This window comes from Streptomyces sp. NPDC101181, assembly GCF_044767975.1.
Taxonomy (GTDB): domain Bacteria; phylum Actinomycetota; class Actinomycetes; order Streptomycetales; family Streptomycetaceae; genus Streptomyces.
On sequence record NZ_JBIWOX010000002.1, the window covers coordinates 85,737 to 100,791 of the forward strand.

Here is a 15,055-nt window from a genome sequence, read left to right on the forward strand (position 1 = left end):
GGTGGCCTGGCTCTCGCGCTTGGCCGTACGGGTTCGGCTGCGGCGCCGGATCCTGTTCCCGGCCAGCGCGGTCACGGCGATCACTGCTGCGGTGACGGCGAGGGCGGGACCACCGTAGGTGATGATGCGCTGGAGGGAGGTGGCCGCGGCGTATCCGGCTGTGGCTTCGGCACCGGCCCACAGGGGTGCGGCGAGCAGGCTGTAGGGGGCGATGCGGCGGTAGGGCAGGTGGGTGGCTCCGGCCAGGTGCGGGGTCAGGGTCCGTACGACGGGGATGAAGCGGGACAGGAAGACGGCCTGTCCGCCTCGTCGGGCCATGAGGGCTTGTGCGCGTTGCCAGGCTGCGGCGGGGATGCGGCGGCCGAGCCGTCCGGTGCGCAGGCGGCTGCCGAGCAGGTGCCCGGTGCGGTGGCCGAGGGCATCACCGGCCACGGCCGCGCTCGCGGCGGTGGCGATGACCAGGACGAGGTTCAGGTCGCCGGCGCGGGCCAGGGCTCCGGAGGCCAGGAGCAGCGTCAGGGTCGGTACGAACGCGCCGACCAGCAGCACGGACTCGGCCAGCACCGCGGCGGCAATGATCGCGTAGGCGGCCGGGGCAGGAACGTGGCCGATCACTCCGGTCAGCGTGTTCACCGGGCCGCTCCGACCGTGATCTCATGCGCCGGGGCGGGCACGCTGGCGGGGCGGCGCAGATGCCAGACGTTCGCCGGGGGCAGGTTGCTCCACACGGTCCAGCAGGCGGTGGCGTACTGGCGCTGGTAGCCGACGAGGACGTCTTCGACGGCGCGGTGGCGGCGGACTTCGGCGCGGGAGGCGGTCAGGGCGCGGGCATAGCGGGTGCCGCGGTAGGCGAAGTAGGTGAGGGTGCCGCCGGGCTGGAGGAGCTCCATGTACCGGTCCATGATCGTCTCGACCTGGGCGGGAGCGAAGTTGGTGAACGGCAGGCCGGAGACGATCACGTCGTAGGAGTGGCCGGTGTCGAGCTGTTCGACGAGGGAGTGGTGGATGCGGACCCGCTCGCTCGCGCCGGCCAGACGCGGATGGTCCCGGACGAGGTGGCGCAGCCGGGAGGCGAAGCGCGCGTTGGCCTCGACAACGTCCAGACGGCTGCCCGGGGAGAGCCGGGAGACCAGAGTGCGGGTGACCGATCCGGTGCCCGCGCCTGCTTCCAGCACGTTCAGCGGCTGCGTTCCGTGTTCCTGGACCGGGTCGGTGAGCAGGCGCGCCAGGGCCTTGCTGCTGGGAGCGATGGCTCCGGTGGTGCGCAGGTCGCGGGCGGCTTCGAAGAGAAACATCCAGCCCTCGGCGTTGCGCTGCGCGAGGACACGGTCGTGTGAGGTGGTCCAGTCATCCATGCCTTCGACGCTAGAGACGCCGTCATTCCTGCGGATCCTCCCTTCTGCGACGGCTCGACCCTACGAAAGTAGGGGGTCGGGATGGCGGAACGTCGGACGTGCAATGGTGGCCTCCTTCCTAGGCTGCGGGGGTGAAACGGGAACAGAGTCACCGGTGGGCGGTGTACGGGCGCTACGGCTTGGTGGCGTTGCTGACGCTGGCTGCGGTCCAGAACGGGGCGTCGAGTGCGGGCGGTCACTACGTCGCGGTTCGCAGTGCGGTGGCGCTCGCCTGCGGGCTGGCCCTGCTGCTGCGCCGGCCGTGGTGGCTCGCTCCGGCCTTGACCACGGCGTCCGCGGGCGTGTGGGGGTGGCCCATGCTCCCGCTGCTCCTGCTGGCCCTGTTCGACCTTGCCGCCCGCCGGCGCGCCCGGGCAGCCGTGCTCTGCTCGGCTGTGGCACTCATCGGCAACGCAGTCCTGCACTCGCAGGTGTCTTTGTGGACACCACAGCCCTACGGCTCGGCGCTTTTTGTGGTGCTGGCGGTGACCGCGGGGCTGTGGATGGGCAATCGGCGCCGCCTGGTCGAAGCGCTGAACGCCCAGGTGGAGCACTTGCGGACCGAGCGAGAACTGCGCGAGCAGGCTGCACGGCTGGCCGAGCGGTCTGCGATCGCGGCGGAGATGCACGACGTGCTCGCCCACCGGCTCAGTCTGATCGCCCTTCACACCGGCGTCCTGGCCACCAGGAAAGACACGCTGCCGGAGCCTGTCATCGGACGCCTCAGTATGCTGCGGGCCGCCTCCACCGACGCCCTGACCGACCTGCGCGACGTGCTGGGAGCCCTGCGCACCACTGATGACGCTGCCGTCACCGACCGGCCCGCTCCCGTTCTGCGCGATGTCGAAGAGATGATCGGGCAGACACGGGCCGCCGGACAAGCCATCGACACGACCGTGGAGGGCAGCCCGGAGCGGGCGCCCGCGGCGCACCGGATGGCCGTGTACCGGCTGGTCCAGGAAGCTCTGACCAACGCCCGCAAACACGCCCCCGAGGCACCCGTCCGCGTCCGCATCGACTACGGGCCTCCCGCCACCCTGATCGAGATCACCAACCCTCCCGGCATCGACGTGCACGGCGCCCAGGCCGTCCCCTCGGGATTCGGCCTCATCGGTCTTCGTGAGCGGGTTGAAGCACTGGGCGGGCATCTGAACGCCGGGCCCGGCGGCGCCGGCACCTGGCGACTGGCCGCTCGTATCCCCCACCCCGTCACCGAACAGAACGGTCCCCGCACGTGATCCGCGCCATGGTCGTCGACGACGATGCCCTCGTCCGCCTCGGACTGACCGATCTTCTCGACAGCGACCCGGCCATCGAGGTTGTCGCCCAGGCCACTGACGGCTTCCACGCCATCGAGCAGGCCACCACCCACCGCATCGACGTTGCCCTGGTCGACGTCCGCATGCCGCGCATGGACGGCATCACCGCCACCAAACACCTGCGCACCCTGCCCCACCCCCCGAAAATCATCACCCTGACCACGTTCGATCTCGACGAATACGTCTACGACGCCCTCGCCGCGGGATCCGACGGCTTCCTCCTCAAGGACACCGACCCCGCCGAGATCCTGCGCGCCGTTCACCTCGTCGCCGCCGGCTCGGCCATGCTCCACCCCACCGCCGCCCGCCGTCTCATCGACCGCTACCACCACACGGGCCGCCCGCAGGCCACCCAGGCCCAGACCCGCATCGCCCCCCTCACCCCACGCGAGAAGGATGTCCTGGCCCTGCTCGCTCAGGGAGACACCAACGCGGACATCGCACAGGCACTCGGGATGCAGGAGAGCACCGTCAAATCGCACGTCAGCCGCATCCTGACCACCCTGGGCGTCACCAACCGCGTCCAGGCCGCGCTCTTGGCCCGCGACGCAGGTCTCACATCCTGAGAGTCTTCCGGCATCACCGCCACCAGGTGCCCGCGAGCCCGTCCGAGCTGCACTCGTGCGCCGGCCTCGATCGGGTCCCTGCCGCTGGCGGTCGCGGCACTTCCTGGGTGCGAGGTCCTCGGCCAGGGTGCGCAGTGCGCCGGGTGCGGCGGCTGCGGCTGCGCCGGCGATCGCGGCGAGCACGGTGCCGGGGGTGCGAAGGAAAGCGAGCAGGGCGAAGGCGACGGCGGACAGTCCGAGTCCAGCGGTGATTTCCCAGCGAAAGGGGGCGCGTGCGCAGACGCATGCTGAGGAGCGGGCCCCTATCGCCTCAGCGATGGCGTACGCGGCGCCCATGGCGGCGCCGCTGTATCCGGCGTCCGTACCACGCCCGTAGAGGAGGAAGGCGAGTGGCGCCATCGCCATCGCCACCGGCAGGCGGCTGGCCGTGACGACCGCGGCCCGGATCGAGACGTGCTTGGCGAACAGGCCGCGGATGCCACGCGTAGTGATCCTTCGCTGTCGTGCTGGGCCGGGAGGCCGGTTAGTTGGTCTTCGGGGTCGCTGGCTTCTTCGGGCAGGCTCCGTCCCCCTGCTGTGGAATCCCGCCACCCCGACAGCTGAAACACCAGGTTAGGGGCCTGATCCGCTTGGCGGATCGGGCCCCTAACGCGTTCCTGGGCGCATCTTGGAAGCCGTTGGGGAACGCCGTCCGATCACCCTCTTCACACGGCCCAGAGTCCAGCGCCGGTGCCCCCAGCCGGGCGGGGTGGGCGGCCGGCCCTGCCTCTGACTGAGCGAACCGCTTCTCGCTCGGTCGCTGACTCCCAGACCCCTGGCGACCGCCGGCCTTCCCTCGCCCAGGGCGAGGCGCTCAGCCGCCCGAAGCCGTAACTCCTCGCGCTTGCTCGACCACGACGTCGGCGCCGGGCTCAGCTGACCAGGCCACCGTGCCCTGAGCCGGGAGAAGGCTCAGGCCGGTACCTTCGCGAGCGCATCCACAATCGCGGCGACGCGGGTCTTGGCATCGCCGAAGAGCATCTGGGAGTTCTCCCGGAAGAACAGCGGATTCTGCACACCGGCATAGCCCGCAGCCATGGAACGTTTGAAGACCACCACGTTCTTGGCCTCCCACACCCGCAGCACAGGCATCCCCGCGATCGGCGAACTCGGGTCCTCGGCCGCCGCCGGGTTGACTGTGTCGTTGGCGCCGATGACGAGGACGACGTCCGTGTCGGCGAGATCGTCGTTGATCTCGTCCATCTCCAGGACGATGTCGTAGGGCACCTTGGCTTCGGCCAGCAGCACGTTCATGTGACCCGGCAGGCGGCCCGCGACCGGGTGGATGCCGAAGCGTACGTCGACGCCCTTCTCCCGCAGCACGCGGGTCAACTCCGCGACCGGGTACTGCGCCTGCGCCACTGCCATGCCGTAGCCGGGGGTGATGATGACCGACGAAGCCGACAGCAGGAGGTCAGCGGTGTCGCTCGCGGCGATCTCACGGTGCTCGCCGTAGTCCTGGTCGCCCGACGGGCGGGCCTCGGCCCCGAAGCCGCCGACGATCACCGAGAGGAAGGATCGGTTCATTGCCTTGCACATGATGTAGGACAAGTACGCACCGGAGGAGCCGACCAGAGCCCCGGTAACGATCAGCAGGTCATTTTCCAGCAGGAATCCCGACGCGGCGGCCGCCCAGCCGGAGTAGCTGTTGAGCATGGAGACGACCACGGGCATGTCTCCGCCGCCGATGGAGGCGACCAGATGCCAGCCCAGGGCCAACGCCAGCACAGTGACCGCGATCAGCAGCCCGAGGCCGGGATCGAGGACGTAGGTCACCGTGAGCACCACGAAGGCGAGGAGCGCCCCGATGTTGAAGACGTGCTTACCCGGCAGAACCAGCGGAGCGGACTTCATCCGGGCTGAGAGCTTGAGGAAGGCCACGATGGAGCCGGTGAAGGTGACCGCGCCGATGAAAACGCCGATAAGAACCTCGGCCCGATGGATACCGTCGGCGTCCGATCCGGCGTCGAGGTGACCGTTCCAGCCGATCAGCACCGCGGCGAGACCTACGAAGGAGTGCAGCAGCGCGATCAGTTCGGGCATGCCGGTCATCTCCACGACCTTGGCCCGCCACAGCCCGATGACCGCCCCGATCGCGACGGTGGACAAGAGAATGATGATGGATGTGGCGGAACCGAGGTCGGCAACCTGTATGACCGTGGCAGCGAGGGCGAGCACCATACCCGCGACTCCGTAGGCCCAGCCCTGGGAAGCGGTCTCGTGCTTGGAGAGTCCGGCGAGCGCCAGAATGAAGAGGAGGGCGGCGACGAGGTACGCCGCACCTGAGATCGAGAGGATATCCACGTCAGATCAGGCCTTCCGGAACATGGTGAGCATGCGGCGCGTGACGGCGAAGCCCCCGAAGATGTTGATTGAGGCGAGCAGCGTGGCAACGCCCGCGAGTACCAGCACCGCGTTGTTTGTGGCGGTCAGCTGAAGTAGTGCGCCCACCACGACGATGCCCGAGATCGCGTTGGTCACCGACATCAGCGGGGTGTGCAAGGCGTGGTGCACCTGTCCGATCACGTAGAAGCCCACCACGACGGCCAGCGTCAGAACGGTGAAGTGCTGGGTGATCTGCGAGGGCGCGAAGGCGTTGAGCAGGAACAAGCCGAGCGCCCCGGCGCCGACCAGCGTCCCCTTGGCACCCGAGGAGAGCTTCTTGTCGGTCTTCTGCTCCGGCGGGGCCGCAGGGGCGGCCGCGGCGGGGGCCGCCGAGACCTGTACCACCGGCGGCGGCCAGAGGACGTCGCCTCGGTGAACCACGGTCAGCCCGCGCTGCACGACGTCCTCCAGGTCAAGCGTGACCTGTCCGTCCTTGCCCGGGGTGAGCAGCTTCATGAGGTTGACGAGGTTGGCGCCGTACAGCTGTGAGGACTGTGCCGGGAGGCGCGCGGGCAGATCGCTGTAGCCGATGATGGTCACGCCGTTATCGGTCGTGACGACCTGGTCCTTGACCGAGCCCTCGACATTCCCGCCCTGTGCGGTGGCCATGTCGACGATGACGCTGCCCGGCTTCATGGAGGCGACGTCCGCGGCGGTGATCAACTTCGGCGCCGGCCGCCCGGGGATCAGGGCCGTGGTGACGATGACGTCCGCCTCCGCGGCCTGTTCGGAGTAGATCTCCGCGGCTCGTCTGTCGTACGCCTCGGAGGTCGCCTTCGCGTAACCGTCAGTGGACTCCTCCACCTCGACGTCCACGGGCAGATACGCACCACCGAGCGACTTCACCTGGTCGGCGACCTCGGGACGCGGATCGGTGGCACGGACGATCGCCCCCAAAGACGCCGCCGAACCGATAGCGGCGAGACCCGCCACACCGGCACCGGCGACAAGCACCTTGGCCGGCGGCACCTTTCCCGCAGCAGTGACCTGCCCGGTGAAGAAGCGCCCGAAGTGGTGCGCCGCCTCGATCACCGCCCGGTAACCCGCGATGTTGGCCTGGCTGGAGAGGATGTCCAGTGACTGTGCCCTGGAGAGGCGCGGCACTGCGTCCATCGCGAAGGCGTCGACCTTGCGTGCGGCCAGCGCCACGAGGAGGTCGCCGCTGACGGCCGGGGCGAGTGGGGCGACCAGCGTCGCACCCTCCTTGAACCGTTTCACCTCGGAAAGCTCGGGCGCGTTGACCCGAAAGACCAGATCCGCTTCCCACGCTGCCGCCGCCGTACCTATGGCAGCACCGGCCTGGGCGTACGCCTCGTCGCTGAAGCTCGATCTCTCGCCTGCCCCGGCTTCGATCACCACTTCGAAGCCCAGCCCGGTCAACTGCCGGACGGTGGCGGGCGTGGCCGCCACCCGGGTCTCTCCAGGCTTGGTCTCCCGGGTCACTCCGATAAGCATCATGAGCCCTTTCGTCTGTTGGTTCCACATAGCGGTTGCGGGGGTTCGACTCCCGAGTTCCCTTGGCCGACGTGCACCCGGCGCCTCTGTGCCAGATGAGCCTGCTCGGCGTCTCCTCTACCCTGGCGCCACGGGGCGGAGCATCACACGGGACTTGGGTGTGAAGCGGTTCTGATAGGCACGCCCCCGGCTCGGGCAGACACTGACGCATGGAGTGTCTGCCCGAGCCGGGGGCGATGTCATGCGGCCGTTCTCGGGTCAGGCGGCTGCCGCAGGAGACTTCGGCGGCTCGACCGCGGTGAGGCCACCGTCCACGGGGATGACGGTCCCGTTGATGTACGAGCCGCCGGGGCCTGCGAGGAAGGCGATGACCTCGCTGACATCCTCCGGCTGGGCGACGCGGCGCAGCGGGATCAGGGGGATGTACATGTCGAGGTACTCGACCGGAGCGCTGGTGTAGACCGGGCCGGGTGCGACGGAGTTGACGCGCACCCCGGACGGGCCGTACTCGGCGGCCCAGGAGCGGGTCAAGGCGTTCACTGCTCCCTTGGTGGCGGCGTAAACCGCGTTGTAGACGTCGCCCATCACGGCGGCCCCGCTGCTGATGTTGATCACGCTGCCGCTGCCACGCTCGGCCATCTTCGGAGCCAGGGCGGCGGTCAGGGCGTAGACCGCCCGTACGTTGCCGTCGAGCATGGCGTCGTACTGTTCGGTGGTGATGTCGGCGCTGAGGCCGAAGCTGGCCCCTGCGGCGTTGTTCACCAGGATGTCCACGTCACCGGCTTCGCGGGCCAGGCGGGCCACGTCCTCCTGGTCGGTCAGGTCAGCGGCGATGAAGCGGGCCGTGCCGCCGTCGGCCTGGATCCGGGCGACCACATCGGCGCCGCGGGTGGCATCGCGGCCGGTCACCACGACGCTCGCGCCCCGTGCGGCCAGGGACTGCGCCGTTGCGCGGCCGATGCCGGTGGTGGAGCCGGTGATGAGGGCGGTCTTACCGGTGAGCTCACTCATGTCGCGCTCTCTTTCTTCGGGATGGTGTCCTGAGAACTGCCTCGACCAGCGGAAAATTCCGTACCAACCGATCGGTGCAGAAGTAGCGTATCAGTTGCGGACCGATCAGTGCGGAATTGGTATGCTCGATGGCATGGACACCCAACGCAGCGCGCAGGTCGGACGGCCCAGGAGCTTCGACGCCGACGAGGCTCTCGAGAACGCGATGCGGGTCTTCTGGCAGAACGGCTACGAAGGCGCCAGCCTGCCCGACCTCCTCGAAGCCATGGGGATCAGCCGCACCAGCATGTACGCGGCCTTCGGCAACAAGGAGGAACTGTTCCGCAAGGCCCTGGCGCGCTACGCCGAGGGCCCGGCCTCGTACGGCGCCCAGGCCATGGCTGAAGAAACCGCCCACCGGGTGGCCACCGTCTTCCTCAGGGGCGCGGTCCGCAGCAGCACCCTGCCCGGCTACCCGACGGGGTGCCTCAGCCTGCGGGCCTCGCTGATCGGGGGCGAAAGCGGGCAGACGATCCGCAACCTGCTGGCGGCTTGGCGCGACGAGACCGGCACCCTGCTGACCGAGCGCTTCCGACGTGCGGTCGACGAGGGCGACCTCGCCACAGGAACCTCCCCGGAGCTCCTGGCCAGGTATCTGATGACGATCGGCAACGGCGTCGCGATCCAGGCTGCGGGCGGCGCCGAGCGCGCCGACCTCGAACGCATCGTCGACGCCGTCCTGCAGAGCTGGCCGCCGGCTCTTCCCCTGGCCGAAGACGAGCACTAGCCCCCGCATGCCGACCAGGACCGCGACAGCCGACGACGCACAGGGAAGCAAGCGAGCCCGCCATCGCCCGTCGGCCGTACGACACCGGCCCCTGCTCCGGCGGACGAGCCGGTCTTCGCGACGCTGGCCGCCCGCTGGCCGCCCGATGGGCGGCGACCGGGCGTGCCGTGCCCGGCCAGGTGGACCGGCAATGAGCCATATGCACGCCACCATGAGTCGATCGCAGGCGTCGCGGACCGCCTCCACAGCGACGCGGAGCACACCGAGTTCGACCGCTTCGACGACGTCATCTCCTACGTACGCGACGCCGGCGAGCGCCCACCCGTGAACGGATGGGTCACCAAGCTGTAGCAACTGGCCCGGTAACCAGGAAGCGCGGCTACCCGTTTGCCCCCGCGGACGGGCACCGCACCGTATGGAGCGAGGACCACGCCCGCGCGCTCTGGGGCACCGACGACGACCAGGCTGTGCCCGAGGTCGACGGCGACACCGTGCGGCCGGGGACCAGCGCCTCACGCACATATCCTCCAACCGCCCAGGAACCGTTTCTCAGGGCGAATGGGACCCGATACTCGTGGTCCATCACTGTGGGTAGTTCTCGAGGACCTGTGAAGGTCCTTGCCCGGGGTACCCGCTGCTCATCCACGTTGGTGCACGGACTCGCTGGGCTACAGCCTCTGCGGCGGCCCGTTGCTCACGCGTTCGGTTTCCTGGGCCATGGGACGGTGCTTGCCGAGGATGGATCCGGCTGTGAGAAGGAGCGTGATGCCGACGGCGAAGAGGATGGTGGCGGTGGGGTTGGTCCAGTTGAGCAGAACGCCGGTCGCACCCGCGCTGAGGCCGTAGCCCACACCGCTTCCTGCGTACTGGAGCGAATACCCGACGGCGTGCAGGTCCGCCGGTAGGGCTCGTTGCAGCGAGAGATTCCTCGCGATGAGGACTACGGCCTGGAACATGCCTGCGGCCAGCAGCACGACCGCAAGGCCCCCCAGGGCGGGCACCGTCGCGGTAGAAGCGGCTGCGGCAACGGTCGCCAGCAGGAAGATCGTGCTGTGCCGTTCCGGACTGCCGGGCCAGCTCCGCAGACCGTACACGAGCCCGCCGGCGATGCTGGCGAGGGCGAACCCGGTCAGCAGGGGCCCGCTGGCGGCGGCCGGGAGTTCTCGCCGCTCAAGCAGCGCGGGGAGGGACAGTTCCACAGTGGCCAGCAAGTACATCGCAGCCGCGCTGGTGAGGTAGATCGGCCAGGCTGCGGTGAGCTGTCTCGCTACAGCTTTCAGCCGCACGCCGGCCGCCGGTCTTCCCGTCTTCTCCGGCAGCGCGAAGAGGCAGCTTGCTGCCACCGTGGCAGACGACGCCGCCGTGTAGAACGGGACTGTGGCTGACCACCAGGCAGCTGCGCCGGCGACGAGGGCGGGTGACGCCGCCCACACGGCCATGTTCAGTGAGGATTCCCAGCTGAGCGCTGAATTCAGGTCCTTGGCCGGGACTAGGTCGGCCACCATGGCTCGCAGCGCGCCGGGCACAGCGGCCCCTGATGCTCCTGCAGCGGCCGCCATGATGACGGTGACTGTGAGCGGGGCATCGGGAAGGATGGCGAGCCCGTTGAAGAACACGGCGCTCATGAGGAGCCCCACAGCGATCTCGCGCCGGTAGGGGCGATTTCGCAGGCGTGCGCCTAGGAACGGGGCGCCGATGGCTTCGGCCACTGTGTACGCGGCGGCCAGCACCGCGCCACGGGCGTAGTCGCCGGATGTCTCCTTCGCGAGGAAGACGAACGCGAGCGGGGCCATCGCCACCGGCAGCCGGCCAGCTGCGACGGTGAACGACCACAGAACCGTCTGCTTGCCGGCAAGGGCGCGGTAGGACATCTTGTGGTTCTTCCCGTGTCTGTTCAGCGGTCGGCAAGCTGCACGCTCCGGGACAGGTAAGCACGGAGTTCTGCCTCCAACGCCCGGCACTGCCACCAGGTCGGCGCCAGGACGACGTACTCGACCGTACCGCTGGCCTCGGTGTCGTCGGAGGCGATCACCACTCCCTCTCGCGCCTCCCTGTCCCAGGCAGGACCGTTGCGTGCCAGGCCGTCGACGAGCGTGGTGAAGGGTGGTGCGGGGACGCTGAACCGGTTCAGAAGCACATGGTCGTCGGCCCAGTTCTAGCCGAGAAGCGCTGTGGCGATGGCGTCGAGGTGGGTGCTGCCGCCCAGCCAGGCATTGACCTAGTTGAATCGGACGGTGCCATCGGGCGAGATCACCGCGTCGATGCTCGCCAGGCCAGGTTCGCCACCGAAGGGCCTCTTCCGTACGGAGGATCGGACCTTATCTGTCGTCAAACCCTGTCAGCAATCACCATCGGATCTGATTGGACTCGGTCCGCCTCGAACCTCCTGATTGCGCGGGTTCATCGGACATCCCGTTCGCCTGTCGTCAAACGATCGTTTGCCGACAGACTCAGATGCTTCCTCCTATGGACCAACACCGACCGCACCTACGGGCCTCAGACGTGGAGCTCCTGGGGGAAGCCGGTCCAGCGGAGCTCGGCGGGGAGGTGGCCGGTGTCGTTGAAGAGGAGAACCGCCGGGGGGCGGCCGGGTGCGTAGCGGAGGACGGTCAGTGCCGCGTTGGCATGGTTGATACCCATCCAGCGCCACTTCGGCGCGTCGAGGGCGGCGCGGACAAGCCAGCCGACGAGGAAGTTGTGGGTGACGACGAGTTCGTGACGCGGCTCGTCGCCGGGCACGGGCCCCGTGAACTCCGCGAACGCCTCCGCCGCGAGCCGGGGTCCGTCCGCGCGCTCCTGGGCCGGGAACTGGTCCAGGAACCCGAGCATGGCGTCAGCTGTCTCGGGCGGCAGCTCCTCGCGGGCCGGCAGGTACGGGATGTAGTCGCCGGCTGCGGCGGAGCGGTGTACGGGGACGCCGTCGAGCTGTTCGCCGACCAGGCGGGCGGTCTGGTCGGCGCGGGCCAGCGGTCCGTGGTGTATCGCCGCCAGCGGGACGCCACGGAGCCGCTCCCCCAACAGGGCGGCCTGGCGGCGGCCCGTATCCGTCAGTTCGCTCTCGTCCGCGGACGCCTCGCCGTGGCGGGTGAGATAGAGGTAACGGGCGGCCGTAATGGACATGGGTGCGGCCTCCAGTGCAGTTGATCTTGCCGACTCATGGAGGGACGCCGCCCCCTGCGGACTGGTTCCACGAGGGGGAGCTGGGCATCATTGGGCTGTTCTCGTGGTTAACGGTTCAACGGCAGGTGAAGCGATCGCGGCTTCGCCGGGCTCTCGTTCGCGGAGAACCGAGTCCGAAAAATTGCAGCCCTCCGATCTGCGCTTGATCGCTGGAGCGGTCGTCGGAACCTTGATTGCGATGATTGTCATGGCGTTGATGTGGGGCTCTCCGGCGGATTCCCCTCGCGCCCTGGCAGAGCTCCTCGATGACTCAGCCCGGATCACCCAGGACCTTGTTCAGAAGCAGGCTGATTGCCTGTCGGGCGAGCCCGCTGGCTGCTGACTTGGAACAGAGGGCTCTGCGATTGCGCTCCGTGTACGAGATCCCTTCGCGCGCGGCGAGCTCCCGGGCCGCCCAACGGCCCATTGAGCCCATGAGACCCAACAGGTTCAATGCCCGGTCCTCGCTGGCTCCGGGGACCTCGACGCGCTGGACCGGCGGGCCGCGTCGCTGGAGCGGCGGGTCTGCGGCATCAGGCTGCGGGTCGAGGTCGCCGCGCTCCCCCGCCTCATGCAGACGCCCAGCACCGAGTGGGCCTGGCAGCAGATGGGCCTGCTCCACGAGCAGGCGCGGAGCGCGGCGTAACCGGTGTGCGGCCCGCCTAGTTGGAGCGAGTGTCCACGTAGAAGTGCGCAGCCGGGCCCGGGGTCTGTCATGGCGACACTCCGGGCCCGCGCGCGTTCCGTACCCGGGTCGCACTCCGGGTCGTCCCCTGCATCGCGCCTTGGGTCTCTCCCGCATCGCGCCCCGGATCGCATCGCCCCTGCGCCTACCTTGGGCACGGCCGTGACCTGGATGTTCGGCCGGTTTCTCTCCGACGTCACGCGCCGACTACTTGTCTGTGCCGCTCTCTGGGAACACGTCAGCCCCGGTCGGGCCTGTTGGGTCTGACCGGGGCCGAGCTGTCCAGACGGTCAGGCGAGTCCGGCGGAGGCGTTCTCGTCCCAGCCGTCGTCACGCTGCATGTAGGGCCGTTTGTGAGGCAGGGTGCCGGGCCGTACGCGCGCCGTTGTCCGGCCCGCACGGCATGGCCCGGCCCACCGTCTCTTCAGTCCAGGTCGGACATGTCGAGCACGAAGCGGTAGCGGACGTCATTTCGCCGGAGGCGGTCGAGCGCCGTGTCCACCTGTGACGACGGGAGTACTTCGATGTCGGCGGCGATGCTGTTGTCGGCGCAGAATTGGAGCATCTCGGCTGTCGCCAGGCGGCCTCCGCTGCCCCCGGAACTGAGCTTCTTGCGGCCGATGAGCAGGTCCATGGCCTCGATGGTGACGGTGCCCAGGTGCCCAAGGAGGCTGAGGGTGCCGTCCATCGCCACCAGCTTCAGATACGGGCCGAGGTCGTGAGGGGCGGAGATGGCGTCAATGACGACGTCGAAGGTGTCGCGCGCCGTGGCCATCTGCCGGGTGTCGGTGGACGCGATGAGATCGTGAGCGCCGAGCTTGCGGGCGTCGTCGCGCTTTTCCTGGGTACGGCTGATGACGGTCGTGGTGGCGCCGAGCGCCACGGCCATCTTGACCGCGAGGTGGCCCAGGCCGCCGAGGCCGGCCACGGCGACGCGACTGCCGGGGCCCACACCGAGGGAGCGCAGGGGTTCCCAGACGGTGACGCCGGCGCACATCAGCGGGGCGGCTGCGGCCGGGTCAAGGCCGGAGGGGAGCGGGTAGGCGAAGGCGTCGCGCACGACGTACTCGCGGGAGTAGCCGCCCAGGGTGGTCGACCCGTCCTGCCGGTCGGTGCCGCCGTAGGTCAGAGTCGGGAAGGAGTGGCAGAAATTCTCCTGTCCGGCTTCACACATGGCGCACACGCCGCAGGAGTCGACGATGTTGCCCACCGCGACGTGGTCGCCGACCGAGAAGGTGGTCACCTCGGGGCCGGTCCCGGTCACCACGCCGGTGAATTCGTGACCGGGCACCAGGGGCGCTTTCGTGTGCTGGTCGTAGGCGTGCAGGGCGTGTAGGTCGGTGTGGCATACGCCGCAGTAGTCGACCTGCACTGCGATGTCATCCGAGCGCAGGTCACGGCGCTCCAGTGACGCGCGCCGCAGCGTCGCCGGGCCGGCCGCCTGCCATCCGGTGGTCGTTCGCATAGGTGACTCCTTAAACAGACCGTTCTGTCTGTTGCAGCGTAAATGCAACCGCACCCGAAGGCAAACCAACTGTTCTGTTTGGTAGAGTGCGGACATGCCTGCACAGCCCCAGACCTCGCGAGGCGCCGCGACCTACCAGCGCATCCTGGACGCCGCCACCGAAGAGTTCGCCCAGTACGGCATCGCCGGGGCGCGCATCGAACGCATCGTGACGGCAGCGCGCACCAACAAGGCACAGCTCTACGCCTACTTCGGCGACAAGGAGCAACTCTTCGACGCGATCTTCCTCAGCTCGCTGGAGCGCATCACCAACGTCGTGCCCATCGACGCCGAGGATCTCGCGGGGTGGGCTGTTCGTCTCTATGACGAATACCTGCGCCGCCCCGACCTCATCCGGCTGGCGACCTGGACACGACTGGAGCGCCGGCCTGCCGGGCACCTCGTCGAGACGCACCAGCACTACGACGACCGCAAGCTCACGGCCATCGCCGAGGCCCAGGCCGCCGGGCGGGTCCGCGCAGGTGATCCGTTCGACATCATGGCCATGGTCATCGCCATGTCCATGGCCTGGTCACCGGTCAGCAACGTATATGCGGCCAGCAGCCAAGAACCCGATGACGCACATGACCAGCGCCGCGCTCTGCTCCACGACTGCGTCCAAAGCGCCACCGCGGCTGGCAGAGGCGATGCATCCCCCTCATGACTGGCACCAACACCCCTGGCGGCACTCACGCATGTTGCCTGGGCTCCGGCCAGGACCGGAGCCCAGGACTCACACAGGAACTTCGGCTGCTTCCACCCACGGGGCGGC

Annotated in this window: 12 protein-coding genes and 1 pseudogene; 4 read left to right on the forward strand and 9 right to left on the reverse strand. The window is 68.9% G+C overall.

Annotated elements, in window-relative coordinates; translation table 11 throughout:
- Nucleotides 1–210: 210 nt before the first annotated feature.
- Nucleotides 211–633 (reverse strand): annotated as a pseudogene (locus tag ACIRRU_RS03985) (DedA family protein); the annotation flags it as partial.
- Nucleotides 630–1,355 carry a class I SAM-dependent methyltransferase gene (locus ACIRRU_RS03990; RefSeq protein WP_403675840.1) on the reverse strand — a complete coding sequence of 242 codons (726 nt, stop codon included), beginning with the start codon at nucleotides 1,353–1,355 and terminating at the stop codon, nucleotides 630–632. The pseudogene ACIRRU_RS03985 and the gene ACIRRU_RS03990, both read right to left, overlap by 4 nt.
- Nucleotides 1,356–1,486: 131 nt before the next feature.
- Here ACIRRU_RS03990 and ACIRRU_RS03995 point away from each other — a divergent pair, with 131 nt between their 5' ends.
- Together ACIRRU_RS03995 and ACIRRU_RS04000 are read left to right on the forward strand one after the other, a co-directional pair.
- Nucleotides 1,487–2,632: a sensor histidine kinase gene (locus ACIRRU_RS03995; protein ID WP_403675842.1), complete on the forward strand. Its 1,146-nt coding sequence runs from the start codon at nucleotides 1,487–1,489 to the stop codon at nucleotides 2,630–2,632.
- Entirely contained in the window at nucleotides 2,629–3,279 is a 651-nt protein-coding gene (locus ACIRRU_RS04000) for a response regulator (protein WP_403675845.1), read from the forward strand. The genes ACIRRU_RS03995 and ACIRRU_RS04000 overlap by 4 nt, the downstream gene beginning before the upstream one ends.
- Nucleotides 3,280–4,230: 951 nt before the next feature.
- Here ACIRRU_RS04000 and pntB read toward each other — a convergent pair.
- From pntB to ACIRRU_RS04015, 3 genes are all read right to left on the reverse strand, one after another.
- On the reverse strand, nucleotides 4,231–5,622 hold the full coding sequence (pntB, locus tag ACIRRU_RS04005) for a Re/Si-specific NAD(P)(+) transhydrogenase subunit beta (protein WP_403675848.1): 1,392 nt from the start codon (nucleotides 5,620–5,622) through the stop codon (nucleotides 4,231–4,233).
- 6 nt (nucleotides 5,623–5,628) lie between these two features.
- Nucleotides 5,629–7,188, reverse strand: a complete 1,560-nt coding sequence (locus ACIRRU_RS04010; protein WP_403675851.1) for a Re/Si-specific NAD(P)(+) transhydrogenase subunit alpha — start codon at nucleotides 7,186–7,188, stop codon at nucleotides 5,629–5,631.
- A gap of 228 nt (nucleotides 7,189–7,416) precedes the next feature.
- Nucleotides 7,417–8,169: an SDR family NAD(P)-dependent oxidoreductase gene (locus ACIRRU_RS04015; protein WP_403675854.1), complete on the reverse strand. Its 753-nt coding sequence runs from the start codon at nucleotides 8,167–8,169 to the stop codon at nucleotides 7,417–7,419.
- Between the two features lie 133 nt (nucleotides 8,170–8,302).
- Between ACIRRU_RS04015 and ACIRRU_RS04020 the strand changes: the two genes are divergently transcribed.
- The gene (locus tag ACIRRU_RS04020) at nucleotides 8,303–8,935 is read left to right on the forward strand and encodes a TetR/AcrR family transcriptional regulator (protein WP_403675857.1); all 633 of its coding nucleotides are present in this window, start codon (nucleotides 8,303–8,305) and stop codon (nucleotides 8,933–8,935) included.
- Nucleotides 8,936–9,603: 668 nt separating this feature from the next.
- Here ACIRRU_RS04020 and ACIRRU_RS04025 read toward each other — a convergent pair.
- The 4 genes from ACIRRU_RS04025 to ACIRRU_RS04040 all read right to left on the reverse strand — a co-directional run bounded on the left by ACIRRU_RS04025 (nucleotide 9,604) and on the right by ACIRRU_RS04040 (nucleotide 14,244).
- Nucleotides 9,604–10,806, reverse strand: a complete 1,203-nt coding sequence (locus ACIRRU_RS04025; RefSeq protein WP_403675860.1) for an MFS transporter — start codon at nucleotides 10,804–10,806, stop codon at nucleotides 9,604–9,606.
- Nucleotides 10,807–10,829: 23 nt separating this feature from the next.
- Nucleotides 10,830–11,072: a peptide ligase PGM1-related protein gene (locus tag ACIRRU_RS04030; RefSeq protein ID WP_403675863.1), complete on the reverse strand. Its 243-nt coding sequence runs from the start codon at nucleotides 11,070–11,072 to the stop codon at nucleotides 10,830–10,832.
- Nucleotides 11,073–11,431: 359 nt separating this feature from the next.
- Entirely contained in the window at nucleotides 11,432–12,055 is a 624-nt protein-coding gene (locus ACIRRU_RS04035) for a histidine phosphatase family protein (RefSeq protein ID WP_403675865.1), read from the reverse strand.
- 1,148 nt (nucleotides 12,056–13,203) lie between these two features.
- Nucleotides 13,204–14,244, reverse strand: a complete 1,041-nt coding sequence (locus ACIRRU_RS04040) for an NAD(P)-dependent alcohol dehydrogenase (RefSeq protein ID WP_403675868.1) — start codon at nucleotides 14,242–14,244, stop codon at nucleotides 13,204–13,206.
- Between the two features lie 94 nt (nucleotides 14,245–14,338).
- Here ACIRRU_RS04040 and ACIRRU_RS04045 point away from each other — a divergent pair, with 94 nt between their 5' ends.
- Nucleotides 14,339–14,947, forward strand: coding sequence for a TetR family transcriptional regulator (locus tag ACIRRU_RS04045; protein ID WP_403675870.1), 609 nt, complete (start codon nucleotides 14,339–14,341; stop codon nucleotides 14,945–14,947).
- The last annotated feature ends 108 nt before the right edge of the window (nucleotides 14,948–15,055 follow it).

What these genes read in the sequence shown, in the direction of transcription:
- ACIRRU_RS03990 (WP_403675840.1), bottom strand. Translation starts at nt 1,355, where the DNA reads ATGGATGACTGGACCACCTCACACGACCGTGTCCTCGCGCAGCGCAAC.
- ACIRRU_RS04010 (WP_403675851.1), bottom strand. Translation starts at nt 7,188, where the DNA reads ATGTGGAACCAACAGACGAAAGGGCTCATGATGCTTATCGGAGTGACC.
- ACIRRU_RS04015 (WP_403675854.1), bottom strand. Translation starts at nt 8,169, where the DNA reads ATGAGTGAGCTCACCGGTAAGACCGCCCTCATCACCGGCTCCACCACC.
- ACIRRU_RS04020 (WP_403675857.1), top strand. Translation starts at nt 8,303, where the DNA reads ATGGACACCCAACGCAGCGCGCAGGTCGGACGGCCCAGGAGCTTCGAC.
- ACIRRU_RS04025 (WP_403675860.1), bottom strand. Translation starts at nt 10,806, where the DNA reads ATGTCCTACCGCGCCCTTGCCGGCAAGCAGACGGTTCTGTGGTCGTTC.
- ACIRRU_RS04035 (WP_403675865.1), bottom strand. Translation starts at nt 12,055, where the DNA reads ATGTCCATTACGGCCGCCCGTTACCTCTATCTCACCCGCCACGGCGAG.
- ACIRRU_RS04040 (WP_403675868.1), bottom strand. Translation starts at nt 14,244, where the DNA reads ATGCGAACGACCACCGGATGGCAGGCGGCCGGCCCGGCGACGCTGCGG.
- ACIRRU_RS04045 (WP_403675870.1), top strand. Translation starts at nt 14,339, where the DNA reads ATGCCTGCACAGCCCCAGACCTCGCGAGGCGCCGCGACCTACCAGCGC.